Annotated in this window: 20 protein-coding genes; 8 read left to right on the top strand and 12 right to left on the bottom strand. The window is 74.4% G+C overall.

Annotation, left to right across the window (positions count from 1 at the left end):
• The first annotated feature begins 181 nt into the window (after positions 1 to 181).
• The 3 genes from ppdK to ACGF5U_RS16295 all read left to right on the top strand — a co-directional run bounded on the left by ppdK (position 182) and on the right by ACGF5U_RS16295 (position 4,561).
• Positions 182 to 2,893 carry a pyruvate, phosphate dikinase gene (gene ppdK, locus ACGF5U_RS16305; protein ID WP_392714688.1) on the top strand — a complete coding sequence of 904 codons (2,712 nt, stop codon included), beginning with the start codon at positions 182 to 184 and terminating at the stop codon, positions 2,891 to 2,893.
• A gap of 153 nt (positions 2,894 to 3,046) precedes the next feature.
• Positions 3,047 to 3,691: a CBS domain-containing protein gene (locus ACGF5U_RS16300; protein WP_392714687.1), complete on the top strand. Its 645-nt coding sequence runs from the start codon at positions 3,047 to 3,049 to the stop codon at positions 3,689 to 3,691.
• A gap of 132 nt (positions 3,692 to 3,823) precedes the next feature.
• A complete protein-coding gene (locus tag ACGF5U_RS16295; RefSeq protein ID WP_392714686.1) occupies positions 3,824 to 4,561 on the top strand; it encodes a dienelactone hydrolase family protein in 738 nt (245 codons plus the stop codon).
• Between the two features lie 293 nt (positions 4,562 to 4,854).
• Here ACGF5U_RS16295 and ACGF5U_RS16290 read toward each other — a convergent pair whose 3' ends face one another.
• Entirely contained in the window at positions 4,855 to 5,655 is an 801-nt protein-coding gene (locus ACGF5U_RS16290; RefSeq protein ID WP_392714685.1) for a universal stress protein, read from the bottom strand.
• A 197-nt stretch (positions 5,656 to 5,852) separates the two neighbouring features.
• On the opposite strand from ACGF5U_RS16290, the gene ACGF5U_RS16285 reads away from it, so the two are divergent.
• The gene (locus tag ACGF5U_RS16285) at positions 5,853 to 6,737 is read left to right on the top strand and encodes a universal stress protein (RefSeq protein ID WP_392714684.1); all 885 of its coding nucleotides are present in this window, start codon (positions 5,853 to 5,855) and stop codon (positions 6,735 to 6,737) included.
• A 228-nt stretch (positions 6,738 to 6,965) separates the two neighbouring features.
• Positions 6,966 to 8,189 (top strand): globin domain-containing protein, encoded by a 1,224-nt coding sequence (locus ACGF5U_RS16280; RefSeq protein WP_392714683.1) that lies wholly within the window; start codon positions 6,966 to 6,968, stop codon positions 8,187 to 8,189.
• Between the two features lie 44 nt (positions 8,190 to 8,233).
• On the opposite strand, the gene ACGF5U_RS16275 is transcribed toward ACGF5U_RS16280, so the two are convergent.
• The gene (locus ACGF5U_RS16275) at positions 8,234 to 9,598 is read right to left on the bottom strand and encodes a cytochrome P450 (RefSeq protein ID WP_392714682.1); all 1,365 of its coding nucleotides are present in this window, start codon (positions 9,596 to 9,598) and stop codon (positions 8,234 to 8,236) included.
• A gap of 362 nt (positions 9,599 to 9,960) precedes the next feature.
• On the opposite strand from ACGF5U_RS16275, the gene ACGF5U_RS16270 reads away from it, so the two are divergent.
• Both ACGF5U_RS16270 and ACGF5U_RS16265 read left to right on the top strand, forming a co-directional pair.
• Positions 9,961 to 10,905, top strand: a complete 945-nt coding sequence (locus ACGF5U_RS16270; RefSeq protein WP_392714724.1) for an alpha/beta hydrolase — start codon at positions 9,961 to 9,963, stop codon at positions 10,903 to 10,905.
• A 168-nt stretch (positions 10,906 to 11,073) separates the two neighbouring features.
• Positions 11,074 to 14,055 (top strand): LuxR C-terminal-related transcriptional regulator, encoded by a 2,982-nt coding sequence (locus ACGF5U_RS16265; protein ID WP_392714681.1) that lies wholly within the window; start codon positions 11,074 to 11,076, stop codon positions 14,053 to 14,055.
• On the opposite strand, the gene ACGF5U_RS16260 is transcribed toward ACGF5U_RS16265, so the two are convergent.
• Positions 14,019 to 14,627, bottom strand: a complete 609-nt coding sequence (locus ACGF5U_RS16260; RefSeq protein ID WP_392714680.1) for a rhodanese-like domain-containing protein — start codon at positions 14,625 to 14,627, stop codon at positions 14,019 to 14,021. The genes ACGF5U_RS16265 and ACGF5U_RS16260 overlap by 37 nt on opposite strands.
• A gap of 108 nt (positions 14,628 to 14,735) precedes the next feature.
• Here ACGF5U_RS16260 and ACGF5U_RS16255 point away from each other — a divergent pair, with 108 nt between their 5' ends.
• Positions 14,736 to 15,023, top strand: coding sequence for a metal-sensitive transcriptional regulator (locus ACGF5U_RS16255; protein ID WP_392714679.1), 288 nt, complete (start codon positions 14,736 to 14,738; stop codon positions 15,021 to 15,023).
• Positions 15,024 to 15,068: 45 nt separating this feature from the next.
• Here the strand turns inward: ACGF5U_RS16255 and ACGF5U_RS16250 are convergent, their stop codons facing one another.
• The 9 genes from ACGF5U_RS16250 to ACGF5U_RS16210 form a co-directional block, all read right to left on the bottom strand.
• Complete coding sequence (locus tag ACGF5U_RS16250) at positions 15,069 to 15,860, bottom strand: sulfite exporter TauE/SafE family protein (RefSeq protein WP_392714678.1); 792 nt, start codon at positions 15,858 to 15,860, stop codon at positions 15,069 to 15,071.
• Complete coding sequence (locus ACGF5U_RS16245; protein WP_392714677.1) at positions 15,857 to 17,707, bottom strand: rhodanese-like domain-containing protein; 1,851 nt, start codon at positions 17,705 to 17,707, stop codon at positions 15,857 to 15,859. Before ACGF5U_RS16245 ends, ACGF5U_RS16250 begins: the two co-directional genes overlap by 4 nt.
• Positions 17,708 to 17,947: 240 nt before the next feature.
• Positions 17,948 to 19,303 (bottom strand): cytochrome P450, encoded by a 1,356-nt coding sequence (locus ACGF5U_RS16240; protein ID WP_392714676.1) that lies wholly within the window; start codon positions 19,301 to 19,303, stop codon positions 17,948 to 17,950.
• Positions 19,304 to 19,319: 16 nt separating this feature from the next.
• Positions 19,320 to 20,417 carry a selina-4(15),7(11)-diene synthase gene (locus ACGF5U_RS16235; RefSeq protein WP_392714675.1) on the bottom strand — a complete coding sequence of 366 codons (1,098 nt, stop codon included), beginning with the start codon at positions 20,415 to 20,417 and terminating at the stop codon, positions 19,320 to 19,322.
• A 175-nt stretch (positions 20,418 to 20,592) separates the two neighbouring features.
• Entirely contained in the window at positions 20,593 to 22,023 is a 1,431-nt protein-coding gene (locus ACGF5U_RS16230; protein ID WP_392714674.1) for a cytochrome P450, read from the bottom strand.
• Positions 22,020 to 22,652 (bottom strand): ATP/GTP-binding protein, encoded by a 633-nt coding sequence (locus tag ACGF5U_RS16225; protein WP_392714673.1) that lies wholly within the window; start codon positions 22,650 to 22,652, stop codon positions 22,020 to 22,022. The genes ACGF5U_RS16230 and ACGF5U_RS16225 overlap by 4 nt, the downstream gene beginning before the upstream one ends.
• On the bottom strand, positions 22,633 to 22,995 hold the full coding sequence (locus tag ACGF5U_RS16220; RefSeq protein WP_392714672.1) for a DUF742 domain-containing protein: 363 nt from the start codon (positions 22,993 to 22,995) through the stop codon (positions 22,633 to 22,635). Before ACGF5U_RS16220 ends, ACGF5U_RS16225 begins: the two co-directional genes overlap by 20 nt.
• Complete coding sequence (locus ACGF5U_RS16215) at positions 22,992 to 23,399, bottom strand: roadblock/LC7 domain-containing protein (protein WP_392714671.1); 408 nt, start codon at positions 23,397 to 23,399, stop codon at positions 22,992 to 22,994. The genes ACGF5U_RS16220 and ACGF5U_RS16215 overlap by 4 nt, the downstream gene beginning before the upstream one ends.
• A complete protein-coding gene (locus ACGF5U_RS16210; RefSeq protein ID WP_392714723.1) occupies positions 23,396 to 24,868 on the bottom strand; it encodes a sensor histidine kinase in 1,473 nt (490 codons plus the stop codon). Before ACGF5U_RS16210 ends, ACGF5U_RS16215 begins: the two co-directional genes overlap by 4 nt.
• Positions 24,869 to 25,083 lie beyond the last annotated feature (215 nt).

Genomic DNA, 25,083 nt, shown 5'->3' with positions numbered 1-25,083 from the left:
GTCCTGGACCGACGGGGACCTGCCCCGCCAGGCCCGCCGGCAGGAGGCTGGAGACGACGACGAACGCGGGTCGCGGTGGCAGTCTGGACGGTGGTGGCAGCGGCCGGCACCGCGGTGCCCGGGTCCGTCGCTCCGGTCTCAGCGGCCGGCCATCCGTCCCTCCGGGAGGAAGAGCACCGCCATGGTCCGTTACGTGTACGACTTCGCCGAGGGCGGCCGGGAGATGGCCGGCCTCCTGGGTGGCAAGGGCGCCAATCTGGCCGAGATGGTCCGTATGGGGCTGCCGGTGCCTCCGGGATTCACCGTGACGACGGAGGCGTGCCGGGTCTTCCTGGAGACCGGGGCGCCACCGCCCGAGCTGGACCGCGAGGTGAGCGAGCACCTGGCGGCGCTGGAGCGGGCCGCAGGCCGCAGGCTGGGTCAGGTGGACGATCCGCTGCTGCTCTCCGTACGGTCGGGAGCGCGGTTCTCCATGCCGGGCATGATGGAGACGATCCTCGACATCGGCCTCAACGACTACTCGGTGCTGGGGCTCGCGAAGACGCCCGCGCACGAGCGGTTCGCCTGGGACTCCTACCGCCGCCTCGTGCAGATGTTCGGGAGCACGGTGATGGGGGTCGACGCCTCCCTCTTCGAGGAGGCCCTCGCCGGGATCGAGAAGGAGCTCGAGGCCCCCGACGACACGCGCCTGGACACCTGTGACCTGATCCGGGTCGTGGAGACGTTCAAGGACCTGATCGTGGAGCGGACCGGCGAGGAGTTCCCGCAGGATCCGGCCGAGCAGCTGCACCGGGCGGTCCACGCCGTGTTCGCGTCCTGGAACCGGCCGAGGGCGCGGCTGTACCGGCGGCGCGAGCACATCCCGGACGATCTGGGGACCGCGGTCAACATCCAGATGATGGTCTTCGGGAACTTCGGCGCCGACTCGGGCAGCGGGGTCGCGTTCACCCGCGACCCGGCCACCGGACGGCCCGGCGTGTACGGCGACTACCTGCCCGAGGCACAGGGCGAGGACGTCGTCTCCGGGGTCCGCAACGCCATCCCCCTCGCCGAGCTGGAGCGGCTCGACCCGGCGAGCCACGCGGAGCTCCGCGGCCATCTGGAGCGGCTGGAGACCCACTACCGGGACCTGTGCGACATCGAGTTCACCATCGAGCACGGCACGCTGTGGATGCTGCAGACCCGGGTCGGCAAGCGGACCGCGCAGGCCGCGTTCCAGATCGCGTCGCAGCTGGTCGACGAGGGCCTGATCACTCCGGACGAGGCGCTGCGGCGGGTCGACGGGGAAGGGCTCGCGCGGCTGATGTTCCCCCGCTTCGACACCGGGGCCGCCGGTATCGGGAAGCCGCTCGCCCGGGGTGTCCCCGCGTCGCCGGGCGCCGCCGTGGGCGCGGCGGTGTTCGACTCGGAGGAGGCCGTGCGGCGCGCCGCGAGCGGCGAGAAGGTCGTGCTGGTCCGGCCGGAGACCACCCCCGACGATCTGCCCGGCATGGTGGCCGCGGAGGCGGTGCTGACCAGCCGGGGCGGCAAGACCAGTCACGCGGCCGTGGTGGCCCGCGGCATGGGCAAGGTCTGCGTGTGCGGGGCGGAGGAGATCACCGTCGATGTGCGCGGACGCCGGTTCACGGCGAACGGGACCGTGGTGGAGGAGGGCACGGTGATCTCCGTCGACGGGTCCGAGGGCCGGGTGTACGCGGGCTCGGCGCCGCTGGTCGACTCGGCCGTCATGCGCTGGTTCGAGGCCGGCGGGACCACGGCCGGCGCGGAGGACGAGGCGGAGGAGGCCGTACGGCATGTGGACCGGCTCATGCGGCGGGCCGACGCGGTACGGCGGCTGGAGGTACGGGCCAACGCGGACACGCCCGAGGACGCGGCCAGGGCCCGCCGGTTCGGTGCCCAGGGCATCGGCCTGTGCCGTACCGAGCACATGTTCCTCGGCGACCGTCGCGCGCTGGTCGAGTCCATGATCCTCGCGCACTCCGACGAGGAGCGGGAGGCGGCGCTGGCCGCGCTGCTGCCGCTGCAGCGCGCCGACTTCACCGGCATCCTGGAGGCGATGGACGGGCTTCCGGTCACGATCCGGCTGCTCGACCCGCCGCTGCACGAGTTCCTGCCGGACCGTACGGAACTCGCCGTCCAGGTCGCGCGTGAGCAGGCCGTCGGCAGGGAACCGGACGCGCACGAGACCGAGTTGCTCGCGGCCGTGACCCGGATGCACGAGACCAACCCGATGCTAGGCCTGCGCGGCGTACGCCTGGGTCTGGTCGTTCCCGGTCTGGTCGCCATGCAGGTGAGGGCGGTGGCCGAGGCGGTCGTGGCCCGTACGCGGGCGGGCGGCACGCCCCGCGCGGAGATCATGGTTCCGCTGGTGGACGCGGTGGAGGAGCTGCGGCTCGTGCGGGAGGAGGTGGACCGGGTGCTGGCGGAGGTGGCGGAGGAGTCCGGTGTGGCGCTGCACTGCCCGGTCGGCACGATGATCGAGCTGCCGAGGGCGGCGCTGACGGCGGGGCGCATCGCGCGGGACGCGGAGTTCTTCTCGTTCGGCACGAACGACCTGACGCAGACGACGTGGGGCTTCTCCCGGGACGACGTCGAGGGCGCGTTCTTCTCGGCCTATCTCGACAAGGGCGTCTTCCAGGTGTCCCCGTTCGAGACGCTCGACCGGGAGGGTGTGGGGCGGCTGGTGGAGATCGCCGTCGCCGAGGGGCGGGCGGCCAGGCCCGACCTGAAGATCGGGGTGTGCGGTGAGCACGGCGGCGACCCCGATTCGGTGCACTTCTTCCACGACACGGGCCTCGACTACGTCTCCTGCTCGCCGTTCCGGGTACCGGTCGCCCGGCTGGAGGCCGGCCGGGCGGCGCAGAGCGGTGTGCAGGACAGCGACACCAGGTGAGCCGCACGGCCCGGGGCGGCGTGGGGCCGGTCGCCCGCCGTCGCGGGGAACACAGGCCCTGCCCACCGGAGGCGCCGGGCGGGAGACTGCCGGAAGACCGCCGGAGGACCGCCGGAGGACCGAAACGACACGGCCGGGGAGGAGGAGCCGTCGGTGAAGCCCAGCACCGTAGGGGAAGTGATGACCCGTCAGGTCGTGCAGGCGCGGCCGGACACGCCGCTGGAGGAGCTGGCCGAGCTGTTGGCCGCCCACCGGATCAGGGGCATCCCGGTGGTCGACGGTGACGACAAGGTGGTGGGTGTGGTGTCGAAGACCGACCTGACACGGCACCGGACGGCGACGACCGCAGCGGACGACGACCCGGCGGGCCCCGGCCCGGCGGCGGCGACCGCCGCCGACCTGATGTCGTCACCCGCCGTCACTGTCCACCCCGAGCAGCGGGTGGAGGACGCGGCGCGCATCATGGAGCGCCGCAGGATCGCCCGGCTGCCCGTGGTGGACGAGGAGGACCGGCTGATCGGCATCACCACGCGCCGGGACCTGCTGAGCGTCTTCCTGCGCAGCGACGACGAGATCCGCGCGGAGGTCACCGAGCAGGTCGTGCCACGCACGCTGACGGTGCCGCCGCCGGGCGGTGTCCGGGTGTCCGTACGGGACGGCCTGGTCACCCTGGAGGGCTCGCTGGCCCACGGCTCCGAGGCGGCCGCCCTCATCGGAGCGACCTGGCGGGTGGACGGCGTCGTGGGCGTCGTCAACCGCCTGGCCGCGCGCCCGGAGGACACCCCCGGGGAACGGTAGACACGGTGGGCGGATCCCCGCACGCGCGCCATGAGCGCCGGGCCCGTCCCGTGTTCCAGAGGCGCCCACGCTGTTCTGCCAGCGGCGGAACACCGACCGGACCGGGCTCGACGATCACTACAGTCCGGTCTCATGACGACGATGACGACGCGTACGGTCGAGTACCCGGCCGACGGTTTGACGATGATCGGGCACCTCGCGCTCCCGGCCGGTGTCGACCGCCGGCCCGCGGTGCTGCTCGGGCCAGAGGGCATGGGGCTCAGCGACGTCGAGCGCCGCCGGGCCGATGCTCTCGCCGAGCTGGGATATGTGGCGCTGGCCTTCGACCTTCACGGCGGGCGCTATCTGGGTGACCCCGAGGAGATGCTGGCCCGTTGCATGCCACTGCTCGCTGATCCCGACCGGATGCGGCGCATCGGCCACGCGGCACTCGACGAGTTGCGCACCGAGCCCCGGACCGACCCCGACCGGATCGCCGCCATCGGCTACGGCACCGGGGGCGCCATCGCGCTGGAACTCGGGCGAGGCGGCGTCGACCTGCGCGCGATCGGGACAGTCAACGCGACTACCACGGGCCGGCCGGGCGAGGCGGCGCGCATCCGCTGCCCGGTGTGGGCCGGGGTCGGATCGGAAGACCCGATCATGCCGCCCGCGCAACGAGACGCGTTCACCACGGAGATGCAGGCCGCGGGCGTCGACTGGCGCCTCGCCGTCTATGGCGGCGCCTTGCACGCCTTCCACCACCCGCCGGTCGACCACCCCGTGGTCCCCGGTGTCGGCTACCACCCACAGCACGCGCGGCGAGCCTGGCGCGACATCGTCGACCTGCTCGCCGAGTGCCTGCCCGTGACGGAGGACCTGGGGGCGTGACCCAGGCAGGCGTGGATCGGTCACGAGACATCGACGCCGAAGAGGCCCCGCCGGAGCCGGACGGGTGCCGCGCATCTGCCGCATCGGCTCGATCGAGCCGACACCGCCGGGCGTCGACCAGGGCCGATGTCGCTTGATACGGCACTAGCGATCACCGACCTCCGTCGGCACGGGAGATTCGCCGACGGTGTCAACGGCAGGCCGGGGGCGGCGGGGGCCACCACGCTCGACCGACGCGCCGATGGGGCACTGGCCGATGGGGCGCTGGCCCCATCGGCGCGTCGGCGTCCGGGTCAGTCGTGGGGGACCACGGCGACCGGGCAGTGCGCGTGGTGCACCAGGGCGTGGGCGATCGGACCGGGACGGGCGCGGCGGCCCGCCACGAGCAGGGACGCCCCGGCGGCCGCGTCGAGCAGATGCCTCGCCGCCCGGCCGGGTGCGGCCGTCTCCGTCACCGTGACGTCCGGGTACTTGCTCCGCCAGGGCGCCAGCACCGCCGACAGGAACCGCTCCGGGTCGTCGTACGGGCGGGCCGCGCCCGGCGCGAAGGCGTGGACGACCCGCAGCTCGGCGCCCCGCCGGTCGGCGGCGTCGAAGGCGTACGCCAGGAGCTCGTCGCACGGGTGCGCCAGGTCCAGTCCGAGGACGACCCGCCCGCCGCTGCCCGGGCCCGTCCGCTCGCCGGCCCGGACGAGGACCACGGGGCACGGTGTCCGCGCCACGACCCCGGCGGCGACGGAGCCGACCAGATAGCCGGTCAGCCCGCTGAGCCCGCGCGAGCCGAGGACGAGCACCTCCGCGTCGAGCGCGGCCGTCAGCAGGGCCGACACCGGAGTCCGGGACATCTGCCGGTCGGTGACGCGCAGGTCCGGGTGGGTCTCGCGGACGGCTTCCTCGGCCTCGCGGAGCACCAGTTGCGCCCAGTACCGCTGGGTCGCGCCCGCGGCCGCCGCACCCGACGGGTGCGGGTGCCAGCGCCAGGCGTGCACCAGGTGCAGCGGCGCGTCCCTGCGTACCGCCTCGTCCGCGCCCCACCGTGCCGCGGCCAGACTCTCCGCGGAGCCGTCGACGCCCACGATCACCGATCGACGCATGTCCCCTGCCTCCATAGGTCGACGCAGTACCTCTGCCGGCTTCCGCGCGGCGCGGAGCGGCTTCTCGCCGTCAGGCTCCTCGCGCACCCGCGACGGGGCCAGGGGCCCGCCGGGCCGCTCCGCGGGCCGTACGGCCCTGTGGCGGGGGCGACGGCCGCACCGACGCTGGCGGGTGACGCCGAGGAAGGGATACGGACATGGAGCGCGCCGTGGTGGTCGGAGTCGACGGCTCCGCGCACAGTGACTTCGCCGTGTACTGGGCGGCGGCGGAGGCGGCGCTGCGCCGGCTGCCGCTGCGCGTGGTCCATGTGTCGTCGCTGTCCGCCGACGAGCTCGCCGAACTGTGGCCGTACCGGCCGGAGCCCCTGCCGGGGCACGTCCTGCCCGATCTCGGGGCGCGTTTCCCGTCCCTACGGGTCGACGGGGTACGCCGTACCGGGGCGCCCGTGGCCGCGCTGACCGGCGAGGGCCGGTCGGCCGCGCTCGTGGTGCTCGGCACGCGGGGCGCCGGAGGGTTCACGGGGCTGCCGGTGGGCTCGGTCGCGCGGGGTGTGGCGGAGGTGTGCCCCTGCCCCGTGGTGCTGGTGCCCGGCGGGGTTCCGGGCCACGGCCACGTGACCGGCGGTCCTGGCGCCCGTCCGGGCGCGGTGCCCGCGCACGGGCGGCCCCGGCAGGTCGCGCTCGGCCTCGACGTCCACGACCCGGTGGACGCCGCGGTGGACTTCGCGTTCGAGGCGGCCCGCCGCCGGGGCGCGGTGCTGCGGGCCGTGCACGCGTGGCGGCCGACGTCACCGGTGGCCGGCCGTGCGCCGCTGCCGTTCCGGGTGCCGGGCGCGGCACGGGCCACGCGGGAGGCCGAGGAGACGCGGACGCTGGCGGACGCCGTGGCGCCGTGGCGGGAGAAGTACCCGGAGGTGACCGTGCACGAGGAGGCGGTGCTGCTCGGCGCGGCGGACGCGCTGGTGTACGCGTCGGCGCGGAGCGATCTGCTGGTTCTGGGGCGGTCCGCCCGGCGGCTGGGCGGCGTGGCGGACCCGGTCCTGGGCCGCACGCACTGCCCGGTGGCGATCGTCCCCGGGTGACCGGCCCACCCGTCGCCCCGCTCGTGAGGGAGAGCGGGCGGAGGGAGGCGCATGGGCCTCATGTCCCGGGTTCGGCGGCGGCGCCGGAGCCGGTCGGGGCACATACCCGGGACCTTGGTCCCGCATCCTCCGCCGAACGCCCTGCGCCCCATAGGGCCGCTGGTACACAGGGCTTGCCTGCGTTTCAGCGGCGATCAGCATCACCCGCCTCGCCTTCTTAGGAGTCCCATGCTTTCCGCCGACTCGGCCTCGATGATCCGGGCCACTCTCCCCGCCGTGGGCGGGGCATTGGACGAGATCACCACCCGCTTCTACGCCACGATGTTCGCCGAGCGTCCCGAGCTGCTGGACGGACTGTTCAACCGGGGCAACCAGGCCAGTGGCGCGCAGCGCCGGGCGCTGGCCGGTTCGATCGCGGCGTTCGCCGGTGCGCTGCTGGCGGACCCGGAGGCCCGGCCGGACGCGCTGCTGTCGCGGATCGCGCACAAGCACGTGGCGGTGGGCGTCACGGACGACCAGTACACGATCGTGCACAAGTACCTGTTCGGCGCGATCGTCGAGGTGCTGGGCGACGCGGTGACGCCCGAGGTCGCCGCGGCCTGGGACGAGGTGTACTGGCTGATGGCGGGGGCCCTGATCGCGCAGGAGGCCCGGCTCTACCTGGAGGCGCAGGTCCGGCCCGGGCACCCGTGGCGGCGGTGGACCGTGGTGGAGCGGCGCGACGAGACGGCCGACACCGTGTCGCTGCTGCTGCGCCCCTCGGACGGCGCGCCCGCACCGCGCGCCAAGGCCGGCCAGTACGTGAGCGTGCGGGTGCGGATGCCGGACGGTGTGCACCAGCTGCGCCAGTACAGCCTGTCGTCCGCCCCCGGTGACGACCTGCGGCGGATCACCGTCAAGCGGGTGCACGGCGACCAGGCCCCGGACGGCGAGGTGTCCAACCTGCTGCACCGCACCGTCCACCGGGGTGACGAGCTCACCCTCTCCGCCCCGTTCGGCGATGTGGTCCTGGACGAGGCGGACCGGCCGGTGGTGCTGGTCTCGGCGGGTATCGGCTGTACGCCGATGGTCGGCATGCTGGAGCACCTCGCGGCCACCGGCTCCAGCCGCCCGGTGACCGTGCTGCACGCCGACCGCTCGGCCGACGACCACGCGCTGTGCTCCGACACGCGCCGCCTGGTCGCCGAACTGGCGGGCACCCGTGCCGTGTTCTGGTACGAGGAGGGTGAGGCGTCCGGCGACACGGGCACCGGCGCCGAGCCCGAGACCCGTACCGGTCTGATGGACCTCGACGGGGTCGACGTCCCCACCGACGCGAGCGTGTTCCTGTGCGGCCCGCTGTCGTTCATGCGGGCCGCGCGGGAGCAGCTGCTGCGGGCGGGGGTGTCCGCCCGCGACATCACGTACGAGGTGTTCGGCCCGGACCTGTGGCTGGCCGACGCCACGGCCTGACGGCCTGACGGCTCGGCGGCCCGGGCGGCCGGGCCGCCCGGCGGTCAGCCGCGGGGGCGCAGGACGCAGCGCGCGGGGCCTTCCGCGCGCAGCGTGATGCCCGTGCTGACGGGCACGTGGGTGTCGACCGCCGCCAACTCGTACTCCTGAAGAATCATCGCGAGCGCCAGTACGGACTCCAGCATCGAGAAGTGCTGGCCGATACAGGCGCGAGGACCGCCTCCGAACGGGAACCAGGCGTACCGGGGGCGGTCCTTCTCGTTCTCCGGAGTGAACCGCTCGGGGTCGAAGCGCTCCGGGTCGTCCCAGTAACGGGTGTGCCGGTGCGTCACCCACGGGGCGACGACGACATCGGCTCCTGCGGGAATGACATGGCCGCCGATCTCGGTCGCGGCGACGGCCCGGCGGCCGATCACGGGGCCGGCCGGGTAGAGGCGCATGGACTCCTTGAGCACCTGGCCGAGGTAGGGCAGCTTGTCGAGGTCCGACGCCTCGGGGGTGCGTCCCGCGAGGACGCGGCCGACCTCGTCCCTGGCGCGGTCCTGCTGCTCGGGGTGGCGCGCCAGCAGGTGCAGGGCGAACGCCAGCGACGTGGCCGTGGTCTCGTGACCGGCCAGCAGGAAGATGAGCACCTGGTCGCGGATCCCGGCCGCGTCGAGGCCGCTGTCCTCGTCGTCGCCGGCCTGGGCGAGCAGGGTGAGCAGATCGTCGCCGGTCGCGGCGCCCGCGTCGGCCCGGCGCTCCTCGATGATGCGGTCGCAGACCGCGTACAGCTCGCTCGTCGCGGCGGCCGCCCGGCGGTTGCCCGGCGTGGGCCAGTGGCGCGGCGGGTTGGCCGGGGAGAAGCCGCGCCGCAGGACGTAGTCGCCGATGACGGGGAAGCAGCGTTCCACGACGTCGACGGCGGCCTCGACGTCGGTGCCGAAGAGGATGCGGGCGACCGCGCGCAGGGTGAGCCGGGTCATCTCGGCGACGACGTCGACGGTGGCGTCGGGCGCGTTCCGCCAGGCGGCCGTCATCGTCGCGGTCTCGGCGGTGACCGCGTCGGCGTAACCGTCGACCCGGCGGCGGGTGAACAGCGGCTGCACCAGCCGGCGTTGGCGGAGGTAGTCCTCGTCCTGGCTGGTCAGCAGGCCGTTGCCGAACGATTCGCGGACCTCCTGGTAGAAGGTGTTGTCCTTGCGGAAGTTGGCGGAATCGGTCGCCAGGATCCGCTGGGCGCCCTCCGCCGAGAACACGGCGTACACCTCGGCCCGCAGGCCGGGCGGCCCGGCGGTGACCCGGACGACGTCGCCGTGGTCGCGGTGTGCCTGCAGGAACGTGCCGAGCGAGTCCTTCTTCAGGTCGAGCATCGAACCGAGCAGCGGGATGCCCGCCGGGCCCGGAACCTGTGTGCCGGTGATGGTCATGAGTCTCCCCCGGGCCGCCGCCTCCGGCGACCCCGTCGCGGCGGCCCTGCGTTCGAGGGCGATTCTGCCCGAAGGTTCCCGGCACCGGGAGGGGTCGGCGGCGCGGCCCTGATCTTGACACCTCCCGGAGAACGGATCGTGCCGCCCGCCGGAGGGGCCGCCGTGCGCACCGCGGGACGGATCCCGCCGGCCGCCGGAGACAGGTGATTCCGCCGATGCCCGCGCGCCGGACGCGCCGCGACAGTGGCACCGCTGACCCGCAGCGCACACGGCTGTGGCGGGCGGGCGCCGCGTCGCGCGCCGCCCCCCGCTCCCCGCCGTCCCCCCACGATCGAGAGGACGACTCCACCGTGCAGCAGCACATGTCCGAGAGCCGCACCACCGTCACCGCGGGCACCCCCGAACGCCCCGCCGGGACCGGCCGTCGCCGTCGCCTCCGCTCCCTGCTGGCCGGAGTGGTGGCCCTGGCCGCCGTCGGCACGCTGGGCGCCGCCGCCGCGCCCGACGCGCGGGCCGCCGCCGACAATCCGTACGAGCGGGGCCCCGCGCCGACCACCGCGAGCATCGAGGCGGCCCGCGGCCCCTACACCGTCGCCGACACGAGCGTCTCGTCCCTCGCCGTCACCGGCTTCGGCGGGGGCACGATCTACTACCCCACCTCCACCAGCGACGGCACCTTCGGCGCGGTGGCCGTCTCCCCCGGGTACACCGCGCGCCAGTCGTCCATCGCCTGGCTGGGCCCGCGCCTGGCCTCGCAGGGGTTCGTCGTGTTCACCATCGACACGCTCACCACCCTCGACCAGCCCGAAAGCCGGGGCCGTCAACTCCTGGCGGCGCTCGACTACCTGACCCAGCGGAGCGCCGTCAGGGGACGGATCGACAGCAGCCGTCTCGGGGTGATGGGCCACTCGATGGGCGGGGGCGGCAGCCTGGAGGCGGCGAAGAGCCGCCCGTCGCTCCAGGCGGCGATCCCGCTCACCCCGTGGAACCTGGACAAGACCTGGCCCGAACTGCGGACGCCCACGCTGATCGTGGGCGCCGACGGCGACTCCGTCGCACCGGTCTCCTCGCACGCCGAGCCGTTCTACGAGAACCTGCCGTCGACGCTCGACAGGGCGTATCTGGAGCTGAACAACGCGACGCACTTCGCGCCGAACACGTCCAACACGACGATCGCGAAGTACAGCGTCTCGTGGCTCAAGCGGTTCATCGACAACGACACCCGCTACGAGCAGTTCCTGTGCCCGCTGCCGCGCCCCAGCCTGACCATCGAGGAGTACCGGGGCAACTGTCCGCACACGTCCTGACGAAGACCGCCGTCACCGTCGGCGGGGTCGCGGGCGCCGCCGGGGCCGTGGGCGTCCCCGGGGCCACGGGCGTCGGCGGGCTGTGCGACGGCACAGAGATGCGGAGGTGCCGGTGGGTGCGAGCCCATCGGCACCCCCGCCGGGTTTACGCGGAAGTAACCTGCCGGTGTGGCGGACGTGAGGAACAGGACTGCCGCGCAGGCACGGCTGCACGGCCGGAGTGCCGCACTCCGCGCCGTGCGCGGTGTGTTCGAGGGGCTGCGGCACGGACACGGCGGGGCGCTCCTGGTGGCGGCGGAGCCGGGGCTCGGGCGCACCGCGCTGCTGGAGCGGGCGGCCCACGAGTTCCGCACCGCCGGGCCGACGGGGGCGACGGAGGCGACGGTGCTGATGGTCACGGCGGCGCCCGCCGAGAGCGACATCCCGTGCAGCGGACTGCACGCGCTGCTCTCGGCCGCCCGGCGGACAGCGGGCACGGCGGTGACGGGCGCCGGTCCGGGCCTGGCCGGTTCGGTCGGCGGCCGTGGGTTCGGCAGCGGTCCGGGCGGTGGCGGCGGTACGTCCGACGGCGGCGGTGGCGGTACGGGCGGCGGCGGCCGTGCGGGCGGTGATGTGCTGCTCGGCACGCCCGGCCCCGGCCGGCTGCTGGAGCTGCTGGAGTCGCTGGGCGATGTCGCCGGGGGCGGCCCCCTCCTCGTGTGCGTCGACGACGCGCACCTGTGGGACGCCGGGTCGCGCGCTGCCCTCGGTTTCGCCGCCCGCCGTCCGGGCGCCCTGCACGGGGTGGCCCTGATCCTGTCGGTGGCCGAACACCGGCTGGACGAACCGGACTTCGCGGGGCTACCGGTGGTACGGCTCGCTCCGCTCGCCGAGGACGCGGCGGCGGCGCTGTTGGAGGACCTGGCGGGCGTACGGGTGGACCCCGGCGTACGGGACGAGCTGCTGCACGAGGCGGAGGGCAATCCGGCCGTGCTGCGGGCCCTGGTGCGCGGCCTGTCCCGGGAGGAGCTGGCCGGGCACGCGCCCCTGCGCCGGCCACTCACCGACGGGGCGGCGCTCGGCCGGGTCTTCGCGCGGCGGCTCGGCGAACTCCCCCAGGACACGCGGCAGTTGCTGCTGCTGGTGGCGGCCGCGCACGAACGCGACCCGGTAGGCCCCGGCGCTGACGCGGCCGTCGTCCTGCGGGCGGCACTGCGGGCCGGTCTCGGCGCGGGTGTGCTGGACGCGGCGGAAGCGGCGGGCATCGCCCGGGGCTCCGGCGACCGGATCGCGTTCACCGGTTCGCTGCCGTGGCGTGCCGTCCTGGCCGGTGCGCCGCTGTCGCGGCGGCGGGCCGCGCACCGGCTGCTGGCGTCGGTGCTGGCGGCCGATCCGTACCGGCTGCCGCACCTGCTCCACCGGGCCCTCGCCGCCGACGGCCCCGATCCGGCGCTCGCGGCCGACCTGGCGGGGGCGGCGGCCGTCGCGCAGCCGGGGGCCACGCACGGGGAGCGTTCCGCGGCCTGGGCCAGGGCCGCCGAGCTCACCGCCGACGACGGTGCGCGCACCGCGCGGCTCGCGGCGGCGGCGGAGCACGCGCGGCTGGCGGGGCGCCCGTGGGCGGCGCGGCGGCTGCTGGCGGTGACCCGCGAGGGCGCCGTCCACGACGCGGTACGCGGCAGGACCGCACTCGTACGCGGCACGCTCGCGCTGCGTGACGGCCCGGCGGGTGACGCCCATGAGACGCTGCTGCTGGCCGCCGGGCTGCTGCGGCGGCACGATCCGGTGCGGGCGGCCGAGGCCCGCTTCGGGGCCATGGAGGCCGCCTGGGCGGCGGGTGACACGGCGGGCTGTCTGCGCGCGCTGTCGGCCGACGGACCCGCGGGCTCCGTCGACGAGGACTTCCGGGCCGGGATGTCCGCCGTGCTGGAGGGCCGGACGGGGTCCGCCTGGGCTCCGCTGCGGCGGGTGATCGCAGGCGCCGGTGGGCAGGACGATCCGGCGCGGCTGCTGCGGGCCGGGGTCGCCGCGCTGGTCGTCGGGGACCTCCCGGCCGCGTGCGCGGTGAACGCGCGGGCGCTGGCCGTCGCGCGGGCGAGCGGGCTGATCGCGTACGTACCGCAGATCCTGGAGCATCTGGCGTACGCGGAGCTGCGGGCCGGGCGGCACGCACGGGCACGGGCGCACGCCCAGGAGGGGCTGCGGGCCGCGCACCGGGCGGGGCAGCGCAACGGGGTCGCCCAGCAGCACGCCGTACTGGCCCTGGTCGCCTCGGTCGAACGGGACGCGGCGGCCGTCGCGGGGCACGCGGCGGCCGCCCTGGCGATCGCGGGACCGCACGGGCTGGCGCAGGCCGCCACGCTCGCCGAATGGGCGTCGGCCCGGGCCGATCTGTGCCATGGGCGGGCCGCCGAGGCCATGGCACGGCTGGGTCCGCTGGTACGGCCGGGGCCCCGGCGCGGCCACTTCGGCGTCCGGATGCTCGCCGTGCCGTGTTACGTGGAGGCCGCCGCGCTCGCGGGCCGGGCGGACGAGGCGCACGGCGCCGTGGAGGAGTTCGCCGTCTGGTCGGCGGCGGGGATCGACCCGCAGGCACCCGCGCTGCTGGCCCGCTGCCGTGCGCTGCTCGCCGGACCCGAGGCGGCGGAAGCGCTGTACGCGGCGGCGCTGACCCGGCACGAGAGCTGGCCCGCCGCTCCGGCCCCGGGCGGCGACTTCGAGCCCGCCCGCACGCTTCTGCTGTACGGCAAGTGGCTGCGGCGGAGGCGGCGGCCGCGCCAGGCGCGGGAGCGGCTGCGGGACGCGCTCGTCCTGTTCGAGCGGTGCGGGGCCCGCGCCTGGGCGGACGAGACGCGGGCCGAGCTGCGCGCGACCGGCGGGCCGCCGTGCGGTGGACCGCCACCCGACGGGGAACCGGCCGGGGCGCTGGCCCGGCTGACGCCGCAGCAGCTACGGGTGGCCCGGCTGGTGGCCGAGGGTGCCACCAACCGGGAGGTGGGCCGCAGCCTCTCGGTGAGCCCCCGCACCGTCGACCACCACCTCCGGAACGTGTTCGCGGCCCTGGGGGTGCGGTCGCGCGTCGAGCTGTCCCGGCTGGTCGACCGCGCGGGCGGCCCACCGGTCCCCGCGGGTCCTCAGGCGGAGTGGGACGCGTCGCCGGACGCGCCGTGACCGTCCCTCAGTGCGGCGAGGGTGGCGTCGAGGTCGGCCGGGCGGGGCCGGTTGTGCGGCAGCCTGCCGAGTACGGCGGCCATGCCGCAGGTGTCGGTGAGCGCCGAGAAGACCAGTCCGCCGGCGATGCCCGCGGAGAGCAGCAGGAAGGCCGGGTGGAGCAGCCCGAGGGCGAGGCCGGTCAGGACGAGCGTTCCCGCGGTGAGGCGGACCTGTCGCTCCATGCCCCAGACCGTGCGGGGCGCGCCCGGCGGACGGTGCAGGTCGTGGCCCCGGGCGGCCCAGGCACCGGTGCCCCCGGCGAGGGTGGCGGTGGTGATGCCGCTGTCCGCGAGGAGCCGGCAGGCGTTCCCCGAGCGGGCCCCGGAGGCGCAGACGACGAGGATGTCGCGCCGCTCGGCGGCCCGCCGGATGTCGGGGAGGGCACGGTCGAGTCGGTCGAGGGGGATGTTGAGGGCCCCGGGCAGGTGGCCGGCGGCGTACTCGCCCGGTGTGCGGACGTCGATCACGGTCAGCTCGTGCAGGCGCGAGCGGGCCTGGTCGGTGTCGAGCGAGCGCGGAGTGATGGTCATGACGGTGTCATCCTTGATTGTCGACGGTGCCCCGAACCGGGAGGTACATTACCCCCAGGGGTATATATGTACCCCGGGGGGTATACGGGGCACGCATGAGGAGTGGCTGTGGAACTTGATCTCGCGGGGGCAGAGCTGAAGGCCGTGCTGAACCGGCTGCGCCGGGCACAGGGCCAGATCGCCGGAGTGATCCGGATGATCGAGGAGGGGCGTGACTGCGAGGAGGTCGTGACCCAGCTCGCGGCGGCGTCCCGGGCGTTGGACCGGGCCGGTTTCGCGATCATCGCGACGGGTCTCCAGCAGTGCATGACGGACATGGAAGGCGGCCGGAAGGCCGGTGAGGACCCGGAGCAGATGCGGGCCCGCCTGGAGAAGCTCTTCCTGTCGCTCGCCTGAGCCACCGCCGGGGCGACCCGCCGGGCGCCCGCCCCGGTCGGCAGGTCACCGCACCGCGTCCACCAGCATGAACGCGGCGACCCCGAGGAGCGCCCAGGCGAAGACGCGCCGCAGCACCCGTGTCGGCACCTTGGCGCCCAGGCGCCGCCCGTCCCAGGCACCGAGCATCGCGGCGGCGGCGAACGGGCCGACCACCGCCCAGTCGACCGCCCCCGCCGTACCGGTGCGCGCGACCAGGGCGGCCAGCGAGTTGGCGGTGATGACCAGCAGGCTGGTGCCGACGGCGGCCCGCATGCCGAGGCCGACGACTCCGACCAGGGCGGGTACGGCGAGGAATCCGCCGCCGACGCCGAGGAAACCGGTCAGGGCCCCCAGACCCGCTCCCGCGGTGGCCGCCCGGACGGGCCGCACGGGGCGCACACCGCCGGCCGTGCCCGCGCTCCCGCCGCCGTCCCCCTCACCGGCCTCGGCCGGCTCCGCCGACGGCCGGAGCATCCGCGCCGCCGCCAGCGCGGCGACGGCGGCGAACGCCCCGGTGAGCAGCGACTGCGGCACGTTCCCGGCGAGTGCGCCGACGAGCACGGCGGGGCCCGCGCCCGCCACCGCGAAGAGGGCCCCGGTGCGCCAGCGGACCTGTCCGGCCAGGGCGTGCGCGTACAGGGCGGTGGCGGACGTGACGGTCACGATGACCAGGCTCGCGGTAGTGGCCGCGACCGGGGTGAAACCGAGCAGGTAGATCAGTGCGGGCACGGCGAGGACGCTGCCGCCCCCGCCGAGCGCGCCCAGCGCCAGACCGACGACGGCTCCGGCGGTGAGGGCGAGGAGGAGCACACTCACGCCGCCGGGCCGCCCTCGCCGCCGCCGTCACGCCCGCGCCCGCGCCCGCCGTCACGTTCGCCACCGGCGACGCCTGGTGCGGGCGCGTCACCCCGTGCGGGCGCGTCGCCCGGTGCGGGCGCGACGACCGGCTCGGGCGCGACGACCGGCTCGGGCGCGACGACCGGCAGTCCCGCGTCCGCCCAGGCGCGCATGCCGCCCTCGACGTCGACGGCGTCCGCGCCCCGCTCGGCCAGCAGGCGCGCCGCGTACCGCGAACGCTTCCCGGAGCGGCAGACCACGACGAGCCGCCGGTCCCGCGCGGCCGCGGGCAGGGCGCCACCGGCGAGGAGGTGGGACAGCGGTGCGTGCACGGCGCCCGGTGCGTGTCCGGCGGCCCACTCGGCCTCCTCGCGCACGTCCACCAGGACGGCGCCGCCATCGGCCGCCAGGCGCTGGGCCTGCCGGGGCCGGACGCGCCGCTCGGACTCCCCGGGCTCGGCGTCACCCGTGACCAGGCGCAGGTCCGTGTCGCGCACCGCGTCGAAGGTGTCGTCCACGGCCACGACGTCGCGCCCGGCCGCGTCCAGCAGGGACGCGGCGATGGCCGCGCGCATCCCTCCGGCGCAGTGCACCCAGACGGTGCCGTCGGGTACCTCGCGCAGTCGCCGGTGCAGCTGGTGGACGGGGATGTGGACGGAGTCGGCGATCCGGCCTCCGGCGCGTTCGGAGTCCCGGCGTACGTCGAGGACGACGACGCGCGGGTCGTGCGCGGCGGCGTCCGCGAGGTCCGCGAACGTGGCGCGGCGCAGGGTGCGAAGGGACTCGCCGCCCCGTACCCAGGTGCCGGGCGCCGACGTGGCCGCGGCGGCGGGCCGGTCGATGCCCACCCGGACCAGTTCGCGCTGGGCGGCGGCGAGCTGCTCGGGAGAGGCGGCGAGCAGGGTGACGGGCTTGCCCCAGGGGATCATCCAGGCGAGGTACGTGGCGAGCTGCCCGTCCGCCTCGAAGTTGAACGACCCGGCGACATGGCCTTCGGCGAAGGCGATCCGGTTGCGCAGGTCCACCACCCACTCCCCCGCCGCCAGCCGGGCGGCGATCTCGTCGGCGTCGGCGACGGCGGGCGGGGTCAGGTCGACGGGGGCGGGGCCCGCGGCGTTGGCGGGGCCCATGTGGGCGTAGTAGGCGGGTACGTCGTCGAGCGCGGCGAGCAGTGCGGCGACGAAGGTGTCCACGTCCTGGGCGAGCGCGTCGTTGGCGGTCTTCTCCCGGCCGATCGTGGTCGCGTCGCCGTCCGCCTGGGCGGCGGAGCAGAAGCTGCCGAACCCGTGCGTGGGCAGGACGGGCGTGTCGTCGGGGAGTTCGGCGGCGAGCCGGTGGGCGGAGGCGTGCTGGGCGCGGGCCAGGGCTTCGGTGAGCCGGGGCTCGACCAGGTCCGGGCGGCCGACCGTACCGATGAGCAGCGAGCCTCCGGTGAAGGCGGCGACGGCGGCGCCGCCGTCCTCCAGGACGTAGGCGGTGTGGTGCGGCGTGTGGCCGGGTGTGGCCAGGGCGCGCAGCGTCAGCCCGTCCTCCAGCGCGACGCGGTCGCCGTCGTGGACGGGGACGCGGGCGAAGGAGACCTGCGCGCCGGCCGGTACGAGGTAGGCGGCGCCGGTGAGGCGGGCGAGTTCGAGGCCGCCGGTGACGTAGTCGTTGTGGATGTGGGTCTCGACGACATGGGTGATCCGCACCCCGCGCCGGGCGGCCGCGCCGACGACCCGGTCGATGTCGCGGGGCGGGTCGACGGCGACCGCCGTACGGCCGCCGCCCGCGAGGTAGGCGCGGTTGCCGAGCCCTTCCACCGCGATGGTGTCCACGAAGAACACGTGCGTACTCCCTTCCGAACGAAAAGTACCCCCGGGGGTATACAACCGAGGCTAGCACAGGTACCCCCGGGGGTATTTTCACGGGTGCGGGCGGCCCCGGCGCAAGGGCGGAACACGCCACGCGGCAGACCCCGTTGGCCCGCCGGGCACCAGGCGGCGCGCACGCCGACGGCCCGCCCCGCCACCCCGGAGGGGCGGCCGGACGGGCCGGGGAACGGGCGAGGCGGTCGCCTCAGGCGGTCACGGGTTGCGCGGTACGACCGTCATGGGCATCCGGTCGGGGTGGGCCACCGCCGAGGCCACCTCCTTGGGGGTGTGGCCGGGGACGGGCCGCAGCCGCCAGCGCGCGAGGATCGTGGCCAGCGCGATGGTGGCCTCCGTCCAGACGAAGGCGTCGCCGATGCACTTGCGGTTGCCGGCGCCGAACGGAATGTACGCCTGGCGTTCGATGGCAGCCTTGCGCTCGGGCAGCCAGCGGTCGGGGTCGAAGCGGTCGGGCTCCGTGTAGAGGCGGGGGTCCCGGTGCAGGGCGTAGAGACTGAAGGCGATCTCCGTGCCCTCCGGGAAGCTGTATCCGCCCAGCTCCACCGGGGCGGTGGCCCGGCGCATGAGCAGGGTGACGCCGTGCAGCCGGATGACCTCGTCCAGCACCCGGCGGACGGCGGTCAGCTTCGGGACGTCCTCGATGGCCACCGGCCGGTCGCCGACGACCTCCTGGATCTCGGCGACGAGTTGCTCCTCCACGTCGGGGTGGAGCGCCAGTTCATGGAAGGTCCATGACAGTGTCGAAGCCGTCGTCTCGGCCCCGGCGAACAGGATGGTGCTGAGCTCGTCCCGGACCTCGCTGTCGGAGAGGGACTCGCCGGTCTCGGCGTCCTGCGCGTCGAGCAGGACCGACAGCAGATCGTTGTGCCCGGTCCGCCCGGAGCGCCGGGTGGTGGCGACGACCTCGTCGATCACTTCCCGCAGCCTCGCCGCGGCGGCGTCGAAGTCACGGTTGGCGGGGATCGGGAGCCGGTCGAGGATCTTCGGCGACGCGGCCCGTATCAGCATGTTCTTCAGGACGACCGGCAGGTTCTCGCGCACGGCCACCACGGCGGGCAGGCCGATGTCCGTGGAGAACATGGTCGACGCCAGGGTCTCGATGGCGTACTGGGCCATCGCCTGTTCCATCTCGATCTCCTGGCCCGGCGTCCAGGAGTCCGCCAGCGCACGGGCGTTGTCGCTCATGACCGCCGCGTACATCGAGATGCGCTGGGGGTGGAACATGGGCTGGATGAGCCTGCGGTGCCTGCGGTGCACCTCCCCGTTGGCCGTGGCGAGGCCGTTGCCGGCGAGCGGACGCAGCCGGTCGAAGAGCCGCCCCTTCTCGAAGCTCCGCGCCTGGCGGACCGTCACCTCGTGTACGAGCTCCGCCGACGTGGCGATGTAGACGGGCATCGTGCCCAGGTCGACCTGGACGAGGTCGCCGCTGTCCCGCAGCGACTTGAGGAAGCCGAGCGGATCGCGCCACAGCTTCCAGGCATGCCCGAGGAGGGGCACCGCACCGGGGGCGCGGGGAGGCGAGGCCACCCCTGCTGACACCGAAACTGACACCGAGGAATCCTTTGCTCTAGGCGGTCCGCTGGACCGGCCGGTTGCGGCCGGGCGCGGTCGTGCCGGACGGCAGGAGGTCCCACCACCAGGCGACGCAGGCGATGTCGAGCGGTTCGCGGCTGTCGTCGGTGGGCGTGTCCCGGAACACCGACGGCATGGCGGCGGGGTCCTCGGGGGTGGTGTACCGCACGGAGCTGATGCCCCAGTCCTGGGCGCCGCGGATGAAGTTGCCGAGGCTGGCCAGGTACTGGCGCAGCTGGGGGCTGCCGTGTTCGGCGAGGTACCGGGTCAGCCGCATGTAGAGGCACATCACCCGGTCGCGCTGGGCGATGGCCGTCGTCAGCGCCTGCTCGGGGGTGAGGCCGCCGTGCCGCTCCAGCACGCGCAGCACGTTGAGGTAGTAGCCGGGGGCGCTCTTCTCCTTGTGGTACGAGAAGATGTCGTTGTCCCAGGTGATGATGAAGGACGCCATCTCGGCCGCGGCCCGCACGGCGGTGCGGTCCCGCTCGTGGGGGTGGAGTTCATAGCCGTAGCCCATCTCCAGGAGCGGCAGCACCACCGACGTGGCGCCGTCGTACAGCCGCATCAGGGTGTAGTCGTTCAGGTCGGGCACGGTGCCGGCGCGCCGGTGGGACGCCTCCCACACGACCGAGAAGAAGTACTCGCGGAGGGCGTCGATCCAGCGGGCGGTCTGTCCCGCCGTGCCGAATCTGCTGACCCTCAGGCGCAGATCACGCAGCCCCGCGGCCAGCGGGTCGTCCAGCAGCATCGGCGCCTCCGGGTTCTGCGCGACGCGCAGCAGCCGGTGGAGTTCACCGGCGAGGTCGCCGGGCCGGTGACCGAGTTCGCCCTCCTCGCAGTGGCCGTCGTCCACGCCGAAGAGCCACAGGACGAAGTCCGCGAGGAGGGAGACGACCTCGTCGCGGCCCTCGGGCAGGATGCGGGCCGAGAACGACCCGATCTCCTGCGTGACCAGCCGTCCGCGCAGCTCCTCCGAGCCGATGCGAAACGTTTCGGCCCATGCCGCCGTCTGCACGTCGGTCTCCGCGTGGCGCGGATGGATCGCCGGGGGTATGGGAGAGAAGATCGGCGGCACTGTCAGCCCGGGCCCCACTACGGCCTCCCTCTCGTCGCGGACGCGACGCGTTGTCCGGCGCAACCCACGTATCAAAACGTGTCACTTGCGCCATAGAAATGATCAACTATGGCGCATAGTAGCCACCCGTCACGGCCCTTCCAACAGGACAATTCCCCCGCTTAGCGGCAAGTCCGCCACGTTCGTCAGCCGTTCACCGCCCGGTTCGGAACAAAGCGCTCCACCAGGTCCTGCGCACCGGACGGCTCTCCGGACGCGCGGGAGCGGGGGCGGGGACGGTCACCGGGACCTGTTCCGGCAGCGGGCCGGGCATCGTGGACGCGAAGTCCCTCGGCGTCTTCGGGCCGCCGGCACCGGCCGACACCGGTGGCGTGAACCGTACGGGCAGGGCGTCGAGTCGCTTGGACAGCCAGGCAGCGGACGCGCGCAGCTCGCCCTCCGACACCGCGAGCCGCAGATCGGGCAGCCGGGTCAGCAGGGTGTCGATCCCCGTGTCGGCGATGGCCCGGCCGATGTCCTGCCCCGGGCACTCGTGCGGCCCGCTGCTGAAGGCCAGATGGGCGCGGTTGCCCTGGAGCGGCGCGCTCAGGTCGGGCCGGATCTCCGGATCGACGTTCCCGGCGGCGAGCCCCAGCAGGAGCATGTCCCCGGACTTGATGTGCTGCCCGCCGAGCACCGTGTCACCGGTGGCCCAGCGGCCGGTGATCGCCGACAGCGGCGGTTCGTCCCACAGCACCTGCTCGAGGGCGTCGGGCAGGGTCATGTGGCCGCCGGCCAGGCTGGCGCGGAAGCGCCGGTCGGTGAGGACCATCCGGAGCGTGTTGGCGATCAGGTTGACCGTGGTCTCGTTCGCCGCGACGAGCACCAGGCGCAGGTGCTCCATGACCTCGTCGTCGGTGAGTCCGGCGGAGTGGCCGATCAGCCAGGACGCGAAGTCGTGCCCCGGCTTGGCCTTCTTCCGGTCGGCCAGGGTCCGCAGCGTCTCCACGACGAACTCGTTGCTGGCGAGGGCGGTCTCGCTGCCCTTCATCAGGTCCAGCGCGGCGTCCACCAGCCGCGGGCCGTACTCCTCCGGCATGCCGAGGAGCTGGGTCATCACCAGCATCGGCAGCTTCTCGGCGAAGTCGCCGATCAGATCCGCCTCCCCGGACGCGGCGAAGGAGTCGACCAGCTGGTTGGTGTACCGGATGACGTAGCGGCGGATGCCCCGCCGGTCGAACTGCTCCAGACCGTCACGGACGGCCGAGCGGAGCCGCTCGTGGTCCGCGCCGTCGGCGAAGACGCAGATGGGCTGCCACTCCACCATGGGTCGCAGCGGCGAGTCGGCGGGTACCCGGCCCTCCTGGAACATCCGCCACAGCCGGGAGTCGTTGGAGAACCGCGACGGCGACCGCATCACCTCCAGGTTCTCCCGGTGTCCCAGCACCAGCCAGGCGGGGAGGTCCCCGTGCAGGAGTACGGGCGCCACCGGGCCGTGCTCCTTGCGGAGCACCTCGTACAGGCCCTTGGGGTCCGCCTCGGCCGTCGGGCCGTACAGGCGGTGCAGCGCGTCCGGGCCGAGGCCGTGGGCGGGGCAGCCGGGGGGCGGGGTGAGTCCGGTACCGGTCTCGGGCGGTGTGGTCATGACGCCTCCTGCGTCGTGGCGAGGGTCTGGAGGTACCGCATCAGCGTCATCAGGACGTCCCGGCTGGAGCCGCGCTGCCGGGCGTCGCAGAGCACGATCGGTACGGACTCGGGCAGGTCGAGGGCGCCGCGGAGCTCCTCGACGGGGTAGGCCGGCGCGTCCGGGAAGGAGTTGACCGCCACCACGAACGGCACGCCGCGCTCCTCCAGCCGGCCGAGCACGTCGAAGCTGACCTCCAGCCGGCGGGTGTCGACCAGGACGACGGCGCCGAGCGCCCCTTCGAACAGGCCGCGCCACAGGAACCAGAAGCGCTCCTGGCCGGGGGTGCCGAAGAGGTACAGGACCAGTTCGCTGTTGATGCTGATCCGGCCGAAGTCCATGGCGACGGTCGTCGACGTCTTGCCGTCGATACCGGAGGTGTCGTCGACGCCGACACCCGCCTGGGTCATGGTCTCCTCGGTGGTCAGCGGACGGATCTCGCTGACCGAGCCGACGAACGTCGTCTTGCCGACGCCGAAGCCGCCGACGATCACCACCTTGACGGCGGTCGTGGCGGTCTCCGGCAGCACGTCCTCGCTCCGCGGCCCGCGCATCGCGGCGGGGGCCTGCTCAGAGCCTCTGAAGTCCATCGATCACTGCCTCAATCAAAGCCCGGTCGGGAAGCCGGGCGGGTGGGACGGGGGCGCGGGCCACGACCTTGTTGTCGGCGAGGAGATCGCCGAGCAGGACCGTGACGACGCTGACGGGGAGGCTGAGGTAGGCGGAGATCTCGGCGACCGACAGCGGTGACTGGCACAGCTGGACGATCGCCGCGTGTTCCGGCTGCATCCCGGGCTTCGCACCGGACCTGGCCACGATCAGCGTGACCAGGTCGAGCGTGGCGGGTGCGGTCGCGCCGCTGCGGCCACCGGTGATGACATAGAGCCGCTCGGGACTGGACTCCTCCCAGTCCCCGCCGCCCGGGTGGCTCACCTGGCCTGCCCGTCCTGCCGCGGCGGGCTGCTCAGGTGCTCTCCGATGCGCAGGACGAGGTCCCGCATGCGCTGGCCCATCAGTCCGGCGTCGACGCCCTCGTCGGCCAGGACGGCGAGGTAGGCCCCCGTCCCGGCCGCCATCAGGTAGAAGAACCCGCCGTCCATCTCGATGACGACCAGCCGCATCCGGCCGTCGCTCTGCGGGAGTTCCGAGGCCACCGCACCGGCCAGGGACTGCAGGCCGGCGCAGGCGGCGGCCAGCCGGTCCGCGGTGTCGTCGTCCGTGCCGTGCTGGGCCATGCGCAGACCGTCGGCGGAGAGCACGACCACATGTCTGGTTTGCGGCACGCCTTCCGCGAGGTCCTTGAGCATCCAGTCCATATTGGCCTGCTGCTTGATCATTGCTGCGTGTTCCCCTTGCTTGCGTCGGTGGGCTCCCCGGACAGCCCGCTCTGGAAGGCGGCCAGCCACATGCCGGGCTGCACCTGAGGTGAGGGCTCCTGGTCCGGAGTCCCGGTGGCCGGTGCCGGCGACGCCGGTGCGGCGGCGTCCGCCGCCGACGCGGCCACGGGCTTCTTGCGGCGGCGCTGCGGCAGTCCGCCCGTCGTGCGCTCCACCACGGGCGGGGCCTCCTCCTCGGCGACCGGGCCCGTGGCACGGCGCTCCGGACGCGGTGGGGCCGACGGGGCCAGGGCGGCCGGGACGGTGGTGCGGGGCACGGAGGAGGCACCGATGCCGTGGGCGAGTCCGGACGCGGCCGCGACGGTGGTGATCAGTTCCTGCGGGACGACGACGACGGCGCGGACACCGCCGTAGGCGGAGGAGCGCAGCGAGACCTGGAAGCCGTACGCCTGTGCCAGCCGGCCGACCACGGCGAGGCCCAGGCGCGGGGTCTCGCCCAGGTCGTTGAGGTCGATGCCCTGCTGTGCCTGGCGGAGCATGCGCTCGGCCCGCTTGCGGGCCTCCTCGCTCATGGACACGCCGCCGTCCTCGATCTCGACGGCGATGCCCGACTGGACGTCGACGGCGGTCAGATGGACCTTCGTCTGCGGCGGCGAGTAGCGGGTGGCGTTGTCGAGGAGCTCGGCGAGCGCGTGGATCAGCGGCTCGACGGCCGGTCCCGTGACGGCGACCTCGGTGACGGAGTGCAGTTCGACGCGCTGGTAGTCGATGATCCGCGACATGGCGCCGCGCAGCACGCTGTAGAGGGGTACGGCCCTGCTCCACTGCCGGCCGGGGCGGGCGCCGCCGAGCACGGCGATGGAGTCGGCGAGCCGGCCGATCAGCGCGGTGCCGTGGTCGATGCGGAGCAGGTCGCCGAAGACCTCGGGCGAGCTGCCGTGCCGGTCCTCCATCTCCCGCAGTTCCTGCGCCTGTTGGTGCACGATGGCCTGCACCCGGCGGGCGATGTTCACGAAGGCGCGCTGCGCGGACTCGCGCAGGTCCTCCTCGGCGACGACCGCGTCGACGACGACCCTGACCACGGCCAGGTGCTCGTCGGGGGCGCTCAGCGAGGCGACCACGTCCTCCGGGAACTCGCCTCCGCGCAGCTGCTCGACGGCGCCCGGCAGCAGTGTTCCGGCCAGGTGCGCGGTCTCGGCGCGGCTGCGTGCCAGGGCGGTGTCGCGGGCCGCCACGGTCTGTCGCAGCCCTTCGATCACACGGCCGCGCCGCCCCACCTCGGCGCCCAGTACGGCGACAACGACGGCCGCCACCGCCCCGACGACTCCGACGGGGAGCCGCGCGGAAGCGGACACCAGCACCACCGTGACGACGGTGGCGACGGCGGTCGCAGCGGCGGGCAACAGCCACACGAAAGATGCCGCGGACCGCGGGCTTCCACTTTCGGGCGACGATTCCTCACGAACCATCAGCACCCTCAAACCATCTGAACGAGAATGATCATATGACGACGTGCGGGAGCATAGCCGCTCCCCGCGCGCCGGATTGACACAGGGTCATTCAATGGCCCGATGTTTACGAGGGGTTGAACGTGTGGCGTGCGGTGCGCACCACTTTCACGAGGTCGTCTGCACCGAGCCCGCCTCGCAGCGACACGGGGAAGGGCTCGCGGAGGAGGCGGGGA

Origin of the sequence: Streptomyces sp. NPDC047886 (genome assembly GCF_043204435.1) — a bacterium.
Classification (GTDB): domain Bacteria; phylum Actinomycetota; class Actinomycetes; order Streptomycetales; family Streptomycetaceae; genus Streptomyces.
Note: the sequence above shows the minus strand (reverse complement) of the source record. Positions and strands in the feature narration are given on the sequence as shown.